The organism is Pandoraea cepalis (assembly GCF_902459665.1).
Taxonomy (GTDB): domain Bacteria; phylum Pseudomonadota; class Gammaproteobacteria; order Burkholderiales; family Burkholderiaceae; genus Pandoraea; species Pandoraea cepalis.
Window position 1 is genome coordinate 82102 of sequence record NZ_CABPSL010000008.1, and the last position, 11914, is coordinate 94015.

Annotated in this window: 8 protein-coding genes and 2 tRNA genes; 6 read left to right on the top strand and 4 right to left on the bottom strand. The window is 63.8% G+C overall.

The window, feature by feature from the left end:
* Positions 1-5: 5 nt before the first annotated feature.
* Positions 6-1478: an efflux transporter outer membrane subunit gene (locus tag PCE31106_RS12340; protein ID WP_150563445.1), complete on the top strand. Its 1473-nt coding sequence runs from the start codon at positions 6-8 to the stop codon at positions 1476-1478.
* Between the two features lie 169 nt (positions 1479-1647).
* Here PCE31106_RS12340 and PCE31106_RS12345 read toward each other — a convergent pair.
* A tRNA-Arg gene (locus PCE31106_RS12345) sits at positions 1648-1724 on the bottom strand.
* Between the two features lie 154 nt (positions 1725-1878).
* Positions 1879-1955, bottom strand: a tRNA-Arg gene (locus PCE31106_RS12350).
* 408 nt (positions 1956-2363) lie between these two features.
* On the opposite strand from PCE31106_RS12350, the gene PCE31106_RS12355 reads away from it, so the two are divergent.
* Complete coding sequence (locus PCE31106_RS12355) at positions 2364-4016, top strand: AMP-binding protein (protein ID WP_130026636.1); 1653 nt, start codon at positions 2364-2366, stop codon at positions 4014-4016.
* 210 nt (positions 4017-4226) lie between these two features.
* Here the strand turns inward: PCE31106_RS12355 and tcdA are convergent, their stop codons facing one another.
* The gene (tcdA, locus tag PCE31106_RS12360) at positions 4227-5063 is read right to left on the bottom strand and encodes a tRNA cyclic N6-threonylcarbamoyladenosine(37) synthase TcdA (RefSeq protein WP_150563447.1); all 837 of its coding nucleotides are present in this window, start codon (positions 5061-5063) and stop codon (positions 4227-4229) included.
* Here tcdA and PCE31106_RS12365 point away from each other — a divergent pair.
* From PCE31106_RS12365 to PCE31106_RS12380, 4 genes are all read left to right on the top strand, one after another.
* Complete coding sequence (locus tag PCE31106_RS12365; protein ID WP_254441004.1) at positions 5062-7140, top strand: AsmA family protein; 2079 nt, start codon at positions 5062-5064, stop codon at positions 7138-7140. The genes tcdA and PCE31106_RS12365 overlap by 2 nt on opposite strands.
* Before the next feature lie 291 nt (positions 7141-7431).
* A complete protein-coding gene (gene pdxH / locus PCE31106_RS12370) occupies positions 7432-8079 on the top strand; it encodes a pyridoxamine 5'-phosphate oxidase (RefSeq protein WP_150563448.1) in 648 nt (215 codons plus the stop codon).
* A 113-nt stretch (positions 8080-8192) separates the two neighbouring features.
* Positions 8193-9404 carry a class I SAM-dependent methyltransferase gene (locus tag PCE31106_RS12375; RefSeq protein WP_150563449.1) on the top strand — a complete coding sequence of 404 codons (1212 nt, stop codon included), beginning with the start codon at positions 8193-8195 and terminating at the stop codon, positions 9402-9404.
* Complete coding sequence (locus PCE31106_RS12380; RefSeq protein WP_150563450.1) at positions 9401-10534, top strand: DUF72 domain-containing protein; 1134 nt, start codon at positions 9401-9403, stop codon at positions 10532-10534. Before PCE31106_RS12375 ends, PCE31106_RS12380 begins: the two co-directional genes overlap by 4 nt.
* Positions 10535-10641: 107 nt before the next feature.
* Here PCE31106_RS12380 and fabV read toward each other — a convergent pair whose 3' ends face one another.
* Positions 10642-11835: an enoyl-ACP reductase FabV gene (gene fabV / locus PCE31106_RS12385; RefSeq protein ID WP_017235013.1), complete on the bottom strand. Its 1194-nt coding sequence runs from the start codon at positions 11833-11835 to the stop codon at positions 10642-10644.
* Positions 11836-11914 lie beyond the last annotated feature (79 nt).

Sequence of the window (11914 nt, forward strand, 5' to 3'; positions counted from 1 at the left end):
CGATCATGACGCTGCATTTCCGAACGATGGCCCTCGCGGCCGCCCTTCTCGTCACCGGCTGCACGGTTGGCCCCGATTATCGTGGCGCGCCCGAGGTAGCGGCCAATGCCCTGCGCACGGGCGCCACGTATGCGCATGCCGGAGCCGGCATCGCGGCGCATACGCCGGGGGTCGCCCGATGGTGGGCGACGCTTGGCGATGCGCAACTCACGGCGCTGATCGACGACGCCATCGCCCATAGCCCGGATATCCGCGCGGCACAGGCGAAGGTGCGCCAGTCTCGCGCGAGCCTGCGCAATCATCAGGCCGACCTGCTGCCCAAGGCGGGCGTCGATCTCGCGACGCTGCGCACGCGCTCGCCCGATCTGAGCCTGCTTGGCGGCAATGGCGGCAATGGCGGCAGCGGCAGTGGTCGCGGCCCGCTCGACTTGTATGTCGCCGGGTTCGACGCGAGTTGGGAGATCGATCTGTTCGGCGGCACGCGACGCGCTGTCGAGGCCGCCAGCGCCGACGCCGATGCGGCGTCGGAGGATCTCGCGGACGCCCACGTACAACTCGCCGCCGAAGTCGCACAGGCCTACGTCGCCTTGCGCGATCAGCAGGCACGGCTGGCGCTGGTGCGCGACTCGGCACAACTCGAAGGCGAGATGCTCGATCTCACCCGCCAGCGTCGCGCGGGGGGCGTCGCGTCGGAACTCGACGTCGAACGACTCATCACGCAGGTGGAACAGACGCAATCGCGCGTGCTGCCGCTCGAAGCGGACGTCATCGAATCGCTCGATCAGTTGGCGCTGCTCACCGGCCGTGCGCCGGGTGCGTTGGACACCGAGCTGTCGGTCCCCAGGGCCTTGCCGAGCGTGCCGAAGACGGTCGCCATCGGCGATCCGTCCGCGTTGTTGCAGGCACGCCCGGACATCCGTGCGGCAGAACGTCGCCTGGCGTCGCAGAACGCCCAGATCGGTGTGCAAACGGCCAACTGGTTTCCGAAGCTCTCGATCATGGGCGAACTCGGATATTCGGCGCTGGATCCGGGCCATCTGGTGCGTAAAGACAACTTCAGCTGGATGACGCTACCGCGCCTGCAATGGAATGTGCTCGATTTTGGACGCGTGCAGGCGAGCGTCGACGGCGCGAAGGCCGGTCGCGATCAGGCGCAGGCGAAGTATGAAAGCGCCGTGCTCAGCGCGTTGCGCGACGCCGACGTGGCACTGGCACGTTACGGGCATCAGCGCGAAAACGTATACCGTCTGCGCAGTGTGGAGGCCTCGGCCACGCGGGCCGCAACGCTCACGCGTCAACGTTATCGCGCCGGCACCGCAAGCACGCTCGATTGGCTCGATGCCGAACGCACGCGCTTTTCCGCCGAGCAGGACCGGGTCGCAGGCGATGCGCAACTGCTCAAGTCGTTCGTGACGCTACAGAAGGCGCTGGGTCTGGGATGGCAGGTGGGATCGACGCCGGGTTCGACGACGGGGTAAGGGACACGCGATACGATGCATCGCCGAACAAGATGACAATCGCGCGGCGCGGTCATCTTGCCGGGCGGCGCAGGCAACACGGGCATCGCATGGCACCGTACCTTTCGGCGGCGCCAATGAAAAAACGCTCCAGAAGCTTTCGCGTCTGGAGCGTTTTTACCAACTGAGTTGGTGCGGCTGGCAGGATTCGAACCCACGACCCCTTGGTTCGTAGCCAAGTACTCTATCCAACTGAGCTACAGCCGCATTGACTACACGCGAGACCCGATCAGGCGATGCTGCTGCTGTCGGTTCGCCTTCTCATCGACGCGGGCCGAATGTGCATGACATGCGGCGCGTCACTGGGAAGGACTCTCCCGAAAAACAGAGGGTCTCCCCGTGAGGAGACCCTCGAAATAAGTGGCGCGGCTGGCAGGATTCGAACCCACGACCCCTTGGTTCGTAGCCAAGTACTCTATCCAACTGAGCTACAGCCGCGTCGTGAGAACAGAATTATGTAAGAAACCCGCCTACCACGCAAGTGATTTTTGCAATTCTTTTGTCATAACTCCGATTTCCCTACCGTATCGCGCATTCCATGCGGGATTAGCGCGGAATCATCCGCACTGGCAAGTCTTTGCGGCTAGAGCAATTACTCCACGCAAACCCGCGCCGAATCAGGGCTTTCCATGTGCGCCCATGCGCGACAGCACGGTATGCTACGGCTTTTTGCAGCGCGTCGAAGGGCGCGTTTGCCGCACGCGCGAGACCGGATCGGCAAGACAATCGGTTCGGCTCCCTCTCTCGCGCGGCCAAAAGAAAAATGCGACGAAACCACGCACCGCGCGCCTACGCTCTTCCCCCGGCGACGACGATGCGATAAAAACCATATTCAAGGAGGCGCTCATGGAAAAAGTCTGGCTCAAGAGCTATCCGCCCGGCGTGCCGGCCGAGATCGACGTCAACACGTATCGTTCGCTGAACGATCTGTTCCTGCAGAGCTGCCGGAAGTTTGCGAATCGTCCGTCGTTCACCAATCTCGGGGTGACGATGACATTCGCCGACCTCGAGCGCCAATCGCGCCACTTCGCCGCGTATCTGCAAAGCCTGCCCGGACTCGAGCGCGGCTCGCGCGTGGCAATCATGTCGCCGAACCTGTTGCAATACCCGGTCGCCGTCTTCGGCATCCTGCGTGCCGGGATGGTCGTCGTCAACGTCAATCCGCTCTACACCGCGGGCGAACTCGAGCATCAACTCCAGGATGCCGGCTGCGGCGCCATCGTCGTGATCGAGAACTTCGCCGCCACGCTGCAAAAGGCCTTGCCCAACACGCCGGTCAAGCACGTGATCACGACGGCCATCGGCGACCTCGTGCCCGCGCCGAAGCGCTGGATCGTGAACTACGTGGTGCGCCACGTGAAGAAGATGGTGCCCGAGTGGCACATCCCGCACGCGGTGCCGTTCCGCACCGCGCTGGCGAACGGCGCACGCGCCACGCATCAGGAAGTGCCGCTGGGTCACGACGACATCGCGTTCCTGCAATACACGGGCGGCACCACCGGCGTTGCCAAGGGCGCCATGCTCACGCATCGCAACATGATCGCCAACATGTTGCAGGCGCGCGCCTGGATCGGCGAGGGACTCGAGGAAGGCAAGGAAATCATCGTCACCGCCCTGCCGCTCTATCACATCTTCTGCCTGACGGCGAACTGCCTGGTGTTCCTCCAACTGGGCGCACTGAACCTGCTGATTACCAACCCGCGCGACATGCCCGGCTTCGTGAAGGAACTGGGGAAGTGGCGGTTCACGTTCATGACCGGCGTCAACACGCTGTTCAACGGACTGCTCAATACCCCGGGCTTCGACCAACTCGACTTCAGCGCACTCAAATGCGCACTCGGCGGCGGCGCCGCCGTGCAACGGGCGGTGGCCGAGCGCTGGCAGAAGGTCACGGGCCATGCGCTGATCGAAGCTTACGGTCTGACCGAGACATCGCCCGCCGTGTGCATCAACCCACTCGGCAGCGAGTTCAACGGCTCCATTGGCCTGCCGATCTCGTCGACGGAGGTGAGTATCCGCAACGATGCCAACGAAGCGCTCGGCTTCGGACAGGAAGGGGAAATCTGTGTGCGCGGCCCGCAAGTCATGAAGGGCTACTGGAACCGCCCTGACGAGACCGCCAAGACCGTCACGCCCGACGGCTGGCTGCGCACGGGCGACATCGGCACGATGGACGAACAAGGGTACGTGCGCATCACCGATCGCAAGAAGGACATGATCATCGTGTCGGGCTTCAATGTGTACCCGAACGAGGTGGAGAGCGTGTTGGCCATGTGCCCGGGCGTGCTCGAATCGGCCGTCGTCGGCGTGCCGAGCGAGCGTACCGGCGAAGCGGTGAAGGCCGTGATCGTCAAGAAGGCGCAGGACCTGACGGAGAAGGCCATCGTCGACTTCTGCCGCGAACACCTGACGAACTACAAGGTGCCGCACCTGATCGAGTTCCGCACGGAACTGCCCAAGACGCCGGTCGGCAAGGTGCTGCGCCGCGAACTGCGCTAACGATTCACGTCATCGGGTTGTCTCGTCGTCCGTAACGACATTCAGAAGCGTGGGCACCGCGTTGACAATGGCCGGGAACCATCCCGGCCATTGTCATTTCAGACGGCGAAACATCGTCGTCTCGATCGAGAGATCGGCCTCGATTGGTAACTTTTGGTTACAGACGTGACGAGCACACCTTGGTACAACAGGAGCACGTCAGCGAAGCTTTCAGGCGGCACGCGTCGTGATTCGCTTCAAAACGTAAGCGGCGGCCGCCATGCCGAAGGTGGCCGTGACACACACGCTCGAGCCGAAACCGGCGCAGTTCAGGCCCTGCGGGCCCGCAACGGCATTCGCCGCTTCAGCGGGGGCGCACGCCGCTTCCGGGTACTGCAACGGCTCATCCGAGTACACGGCGGGTACGTTGAACTTGGCTTTCGGCCCACGGACAAAACCATGTTGCTTGCGTAATTGCGCGCGCACTTTGGCCAACAGTGGATCCTGGATCGTGCGGGTGAGATCGTCGATACGGATGCGTGTCGGATCGATCTGACCGCCGGCCCCACCCACGGTGATCAGACGCTGCGCATGCGCCACGCACCACGCGATGAGTGCCGTCTTCACGCGGACGCTGTCGATGGCATCGACGACCCAGTCGAAGCCGCCGCCCAGCATGGCGTCGAGGTTGTCCAGGGCAACGAAGTCCTCGACCAGCGTGAGTTGGCAGGCGGGATTGATGGCCAGGATTCGCTCGGCCATCGCGGTCACCTTCGGCTTGCCGAAGTTGCCGTTGAGCGCATGCACCTGACGATTGGCATTGCTTTCGGCGACGTTATCGAGATCGATGAGCGTGAGCCGGCCCACGGCGCTGCGCGCCAGTGCCTCGGCCACCCACGAGCCAACGCCGCCAATGCCGATGACGGCCACGTGCGCGTCACGCAGGCGCGCGAGACCGTCGTTACCGTACAAACGCGCGACGCCGCCGAAACGGCGGCCGGCGTCAAAATCTTCCTCCGGTGGCGGAGTGGGCACCGGAGCAAACATATTCGACGGGGTACTGTTCATGATGCGATGGGTAACGTCCTTGAAATGGCTGGCGATCACGATGGTCGCCATCGTGCTGGCATTCGCGGCGTTCATCACGTGGTTTGACTGGAACTACGCCCGGCCCTTCATCAACCGGGAGGTGAGCACCGCGACCGGTCGTCCGTTCGACATCCGGGGCGACCTCTCGCTGCACTGGCTGGCCCCGAACGCCAATGCCCCCGGGCTGGGGCGCTGGCTGCCGCGGCCTCGCCTGATCGCGAATGATATCGTGTTAGGCAATGTTGCGTGGAGCCAGACGCCGAACATGATCACGCTGGGCCGGCTCACGTTCTCACTTGAATGGCTGCCGCTGCTCGACAAGCACGTGGTTCTGCCCGAAGTCGCCTTGTCCGCGCCGAAGGTGCTCATCGAGCAGCGGGCCGACGGGCAAAACAACTGGACCTTCACGAAGGGCGACGGCAAACCGTCGCCGTGGACACTGCGCATCGGCCGCCTGATTCTCGAAGACGGTGAGGTCCACGCCAATCTCGTGCCGCAGCAGCTCGATCTGAACGCGAACATCGCCACCATCGACGGCCAGGCACCGTACGGCATCGGCATTTCGCTCAAAGGCACCTTTCGCAAGGTCGCCGTCACCGGCCACGCCCGCGCAGGCGACGTGCTCTCACTCGAAGATACCGGCGATCCCTTCCCGCTCGATGCCGACGTGCGCATCGGACGCACGCAGATCGCAGCCATTGGCACGTTCACGAATCCGGCCACGCTCTCCGCGCTCGACATGCATCTGCGCCTGTCCGGGCCGACGATGGCCGACCTGTATCCGATTACCGGCGTGCTGCTGCCGCAAACCCCGGCCTACGAGACCAACGGTCATCTGTTGCATACGGCGGGCGTGTGGCGTTATGAACGCTTCCAGGGCAAGGTCGGGCAGAGCGATCTGTCCGGCACCCTGGTCTTTCGTCAGCGGCAGCCGCGCAATATCCTGCAGGGCGCGGTCGTGTCGAATCAATTGCGGCTGGTCGATCTCGGCCCGCTTGTCGGCGCACAGAACCCTTCGGGCGGCGGCGATCTCACGGGCAAGCCTAAGGCGCCGCCGTCCGACAAGGTGCTGCCGGTCGACCCGTTCAAGACCGATCGCTGGCGTGCCATCGACGCCGACGTGCAGTTCACCGGCCGCAAGATCATCAAGGACAAACGCCTGCCGATCGACAACCTCGTCACCCATCTCGTGCTCGACGACGGCGTACTCTCGCTCCGGCCACTGGAATTCGGCGTTGCGGGCGGACGCATCACCTCGACCCTCGTGCTCGACGGGCAGACCACGCCGATGAAGGTCGATTCGCAGGTCTCGCTCCGCCACCTGCAGATGAAGCAATTGCTGCCGGACGTCAATCTGATGAAGACGAGCGTCGGCGAGGTCAACGGCGACGCCGCGCTCACGGCGACCGGCAACTCGATTGCCGCGCTGGCCGGCTCGTCGAATGGCGAGATCAAGACACTGATCGACCGCGGCTCGATGAGCAAGCTGCTGCTGGAGTATCTGGGGCTCAACGTCGGTAATATCGTCGTCACCAAACTCTTCGGCGACAAGCAGATCGAGATGCGATGCGCGGCCGCCGACTTTGCCGTGCGCGACGGTGTCATGGACGCGCGTACGTTCGTCGTCGACACCGACGACACGAGCATTGGCGTTACCGGACAGGTCGATCTCAAGCGCGAGCACTTCAATCTGACCATCCGGCCCGAGCCGAAGCACTTCGGCCTCCTGTCCTTGCGCTCGCCGCTCTATGTGCGGGGCACATTCAAGCATCCGGACGTCGGCGTGAATGTCCCCACGCTGATCGCCCGCGCCGGGGGCGCGATCGCACTGGGCGTGCTCGCGCCGTACACGGCGCTCGTGCCACTGCTCGAACTCGGCCCGGGCAAGGACAGCCCTTGCGGCGAACTGCTCGCCAGCCTGAAGCGTCCCCCCAGCCGCCATCCGTCGGCGGTCAAGCCGGTGCCCGGCGCGAACGGCAATCCGGCCGGCGGCCAGCGCGAACCCCGCGCGTCGGCCACGGCCCCGACGTTCGGGCCGGGCCGCGAAACGCCCTGACCGCCCTGACCGCCCATGCCGATCACGTCGCCGTCACTCGGCCAAAGCAATGCCCATGCCGGGATTAGGGAATTGTCGCCGCCGAGCCACGCTACGTCGCGGATGGCGCCAACCGCACCGTCCATTAGTTCACTCCTTAAATATCAAGCACATGACGCGAATCGCCCGTCCCACGGTGCATTCGGCGAATTGATGCACAGGCAATGCGGCAAATCGTCTCTTGCGCACGTTCGCCGACTCTTCGCTATACTGTGTCGCAACCCCACCCGCAACAGACCGACACCGATCGTCGTGACCCAGACGCTTTCTCTCGCGGACCTGCGCAAAAATTACGCCCTCGGCTCACTTTCCGAGACCGATGTCGCGCCCAGCCCGTTCGATCAATTCCGACGCTGGTTCGAGCAAGCGCTCGCGGCCCAACTGCCCGAGCCCAATGCCATGACGCTCGCCACCGTCACGCCTGACGGCCGGCCTGACGCTCGCATCGTACTCATCAAGGGCGCGGACGAAAACGGATTCACGTTCTTCACGAATTACGAGTCGCGCAAAGGCCGCGAACTGGCGGCCACGCCTTACGGTTGCCTGCTGTTTCACTGGATCGAACTCGAGCGGCAGGTGCGCATCGAGGGCCGTGTCGAGAAGGTGAGCGAAGCGCAGAGCGACGCTTATTATCATTCGCGCCCGGTGGGCTCCCGTCTGGGGGCCTGGGCCTCGGTACAGAGCGCCGAAGTGGCGGATCGCAGCATCATCGAGCAACGCGAGGCGGAATTCCGGCGCCAGTTCGGCGACGCCCCGCCGCGACCGCCCCATTGGGGGGGCTACCGGCTCCTGCCGGAGACCTTCGAATTCTGGCAGGGCCGCGAGTCGCGCCTGCACGATCGCATCAAATATTTCCAGCTTGCCGACGGATCCTGGCGCGTCGCGCGCCTGTCCCCGTAATCATGATGTCGGCGACGCCGACGCGGTACGCCTGCCTGCCCGTTTGACGAGGAGACGTCACTGTGCCGTGCGCTACGGAATGAAGTTTTTTTGGTGACACTTGGAGCATATCCATGTTGTGGGAGAAAAAACTCGAAAACTGGGTCAGCGGCGTCAAGACATCCTCCAACCTGCCGATCCGCCTCGCGCTCTGGAATGGACAGCACTACGATTTCGGCGCGTTCGATAACCCCAGCGTAACGTTGCGCATCAATGGCCCCGCGGCCGTGACGCGTCTGTTGAGTCCCAGCCTGGACAATCTCGGCGAGGCCTATGTGAAGGGCGAGATCGACGTCGAGGGCAAGCTCGTCGACGTCATCGACATGAGTTACGCCCTCGCCGGCAGCAGCCTCGCCACGCTCGGCCCGCTGGAACGTGCGGTGCGCCACTACACGCACAGCAAGAAGTCCGACAAGCGCTCGATCGAGTTCCACTACGACGTGTCGAACGAGTTCTACCAGCTCTGGCTGGACAAGAACATGGTCTATTCGTGTGCCTACTTCGAGAACGGCGACGAAGACCTCGATACGGCGCAAGAAAAGAAGATCGATCACATTCTCACCAAGATCGCCTTGCAGCCCGGACAGACACTGCTCGATATCGGCTGCGGCTGGGGCGCCCTTGTGATTCGCGCTGCGCAGAAGTTCGGGGCGAAATGTGTCGGCATCACGCTGTCGCAGAATCAGTTCGATCTGGCCACCGAACGGGTCAGGAAACTCGGTTTGACGGATAGGATCGAAATTCGCATCCAGGATTACCGCGACGTGGAAGGTCAGTTCGATCGCATCACGAGCGTGGGGATGTTCGAGCACGTTGGACGCAAGAACCTGAAAGACTACTTCGCCAAGATGGCGTCGCTGCTCACGGACGACGGCGTCGCCATGAACCATGGCATCACCTCGACCGATCCGGATAGCGGCGAGACGGCGATGGGTGGCGGCGATTTCATCGACAAGTACGTGTTCCCCAACGGCGAGTTGCCGCATATCAGCCTCGCGCTCGAATCGATGCAGCGCGGTGGACTCGAAGCGAGTGATGTGGAAAGCCTGCGCCGTCACTATGCCCGCACCCTCGCGCTCTGGTCCGAGCGCTTTGAAGCGCACGCCCCGCGTCTGCGCGAACTGGCGGGCGAAGAGCGCTTCCGCGTCTGGCGTGTGTACCTGGCGGGTTGCGCATACGCGTTCGAGCATGATCACGTCTCGCTCTATCAGGTGGTCTGCCGCAAGGCGGGTCAATCCGCCACGCGTCTGCCCTGGTCGCGCCGTTACATGTACGAGAACCGATGAGCCAGTTCGATCTGTTTGGCACGGCGCCTGACGATCCCGCGACAGGCGGACGTGCCAGGCAGGTCGATGGCGACACCGCGGCACCGGCAAGCCACGCCCCTCGCGCCGGTCAAACACGCCGCGGCGGTGTCGGTGCGGCCGACCTTCCCGGCGACGTGCATCGGCTGGGCGAGCGGCTACCCGGCTCGATTCGCCTGGGCACCTCGTCGTGGTCGTTCCCGGGCTGGAAAGGCATTGTCTGGGACGACGACTACAGCGACACCAAGCTCTCGCGTCAGGGGCTCACCGCATACGCGAGCCATCCGGTGCTGCGTTGCGTGGGGATCGACCGGTCGTTCTACAAACCGATGTCGATTGTCGAGTATCAGAAGTACGCGCAGCAGGTGCCGGAGGACTTCCGCTTCCTGGTCAAGGCGCCCAGCGTCGTGACCGACGCCCTCGTGCGCGGAGAAAAAGGCGAAGGCCTGAGCGCGAACCCCTGCTTTCTCGACGCGCGAATTGCCGCCGAGCAGTTCGTGACCCCGTGCCTGACCGGGCTCGGGTCGAAGGCGGGCGTGCTGGTGTTTCAAGTGTCGCCCTTGCCGTCGGATCTGCTGCGCGACATCCCCGCCCTGATTCACCGTATCGAAGCGTTCTTCGCCGCGCTGCCGCCACTGCCGCAGGGGGACACTACACCCGAAGGCCTCGCCGCTCCCGGGCCGTGCTACGCACTGGAAATTCGCGACGGCGCGTTGCTCACGCCGCGTCTCATGCGCTCGCTCGGGCCGTTGGGGGTGCGCTATTGCCTCGGCCTGCACGCGCGGATGCCGCATGTGGAGCGGCAGGCCGCGGCACTGGCGATGCTCGACGAAGCGGGCGCCGGGCCACTCGTGGTGCGCTGGAATCTGAACAGTGGCCATCGCTACGAGCAAGCCAAGGCGAAATATGCGCCGTTCGACAAAATTGTCGATCCCGACCCGGTCACGCGCGACGTGCTGGCCGCGCTGGCCGCCCACTACGCCCTCGCTGGCCATCCCGTGTACGTGATCGTCAACAACAAGGCCGAAGGCTCTTCACCACTGTCGTGCTGCGCGTTGGCCGAACGTATCGTCGAGTTGTCTTCGACACCGTCGCTCGCCAGCGCGGAGTGACGATGGCCCGAGCCGGCATCTGCGCCGAACTCGGGCCATCGTGATTGCACTGCGAAGTGGCTGAACGTCCCGGGAAGGGCTTGAACGCTCCCGGACGCCCTTACGCCTTACGCCACGAGATGCGGAATCGGCACGTCTGGATTCACGTCGGCCTCGTAATCCACACCGTCGATCTCGAATCCAAACAAGCGCAGGAATTCGTGCTTGTAGCCGGCGAAGTCCGTGAGGTCATACAGGTTCTCGTCGGTCACCTTGTCCCACAGTGCAGCGACTTCAGCTTGCACGTCGGGCGAAAGCTCCTTCTGATCGGTGCGCACACGGCCTTCGTCGTCGAGCTTGGGCGTCGCGCCATACAGGCTGTCCTTGTACAGGCCGTAGATCTGCTCGATGCACCCTTCATGCGTGCCCTTGGCCTTCATCACCTTGAACAGCAGCGAGAGGTAGAGCGGCATCATCGGGATGGCCGAGCTGGCTTGCGTGACCAGCGCCTTGAGCACGGCCACGCGCGCGTCGCCGCCGCTGGCCGCGAGTTTGGCGCGAAGGCCCAGCACCTTCTCGTCGAGATCCTTTTTGGCCGCGCCAATGGACCCATTCCAGTAGATGTCGTGCGTGAGCTTCTCGCCGAGATACGTGAACGCCGTGGTCTTGGCGCCCGGGGCGAGCACGCCCGCGTCGGCGAGCGCGTCGATCCACATCTGCCAGTCTTCGCCGCCCATGACGGCCACCGTGTTGTCGATCTCTTCCTGCGTGGCCGGCTCGAACACCGACGCCTTGACGACTTCCTTGTCGGTATCGATACCGCGCAACGTCACCGACTTGCCCACCGGTTTGAGCACCGAGCTGAACACCTGCCCCGTTTCCGGATGCGTGCGGCGCGGCGACGCCAGGCTGTAGACGACCAGATCGACCTGACCGAGATCCTGCTTGATCGTCTCGATCGTCTTGGCCTTGATTTCCTTGGAGAAGGCGTCGCCGTTGATGCTCTTCGCGTACAGCCCCTTCTCGGTGGCGAACTTGTCGAAGGCTGCCGTGTTGTACCAACCCGGCGTTCCCGGCTTGGTCTCGCTACCGGCGCGCTCGAAGAACACGCCCAGCGTTGCGGCGTCGCTGCCGAAGGCGGCGGTAATGCGCGCGGCCAGGCCGTAGCCGGTCGACGCACCGATCACGAGCACCTTCTTCGGGCCGTTCGCAATCGCACCCTGCGCCTTCACATACGCGATCTGTTGCTTGACGTTGGCCTCGCAGCCGACAGGATGGGTGGTGACGCAGATGAAGCCGCGCACGCGTGGCTTGATGATCATGGAAACCTCGTTCACAAAAATCGGAGATGCCGGCTCACCCGGCAAACACCGCGCATTGTAAACGAGGTCGGGACCGAGC

Excerpts from the sequence above, each read along its gene's own strand:
- PCE31106_RS12340 (WP_150563445.1), top strand. The coding sequence starts at position 6 with ATGACGCTGCATTTCCGAACGATGGCCCTCGCGGCCGCCCTTCTCGTC.
- PCE31106_RS12380 (WP_150563450.1), top strand. The coding sequence starts at position 9,401 with ATGAGCCAGTTCGATCTGTTTGGCACGGCGCCTGACGATCCCGCGACA.
- tcdA (WP_150563447.1), bottom strand. The coding sequence starts at position 5,063 with ATGAACAGTACCCCGTCGAATATGTTTGCTCCGGTGCCCACTCCGCCA.
- PCE31106_RS12355 (WP_130026636.1), top strand. The coding sequence starts at position 2,364 with ATGGAAAAAGTCTGGCTCAAGAGCTATCCGCCCGGCGTGCCGGCCGAG.
- PCE31106_RS12375 (WP_150563449.1), top strand. The coding sequence starts at position 8,193 with ATGTTGTGGGAGAAAAAACTCGAAAACTGGGTCAGCGGCGTCAAGACA.
- fabV (WP_017235013.1), bottom strand. The coding sequence starts at position 11,835 with ATGATCATCAAGCCACGCGTGCGCGGCTTCATCTGCGTCACCACCCAT.
- PCE31106_RS12365 (WP_254441004.1), top strand. The coding sequence starts at position 5,062 with ATGATGCGATGGGTAACGTCCTTGAAATGGCTGGCGATCACGATGGTC.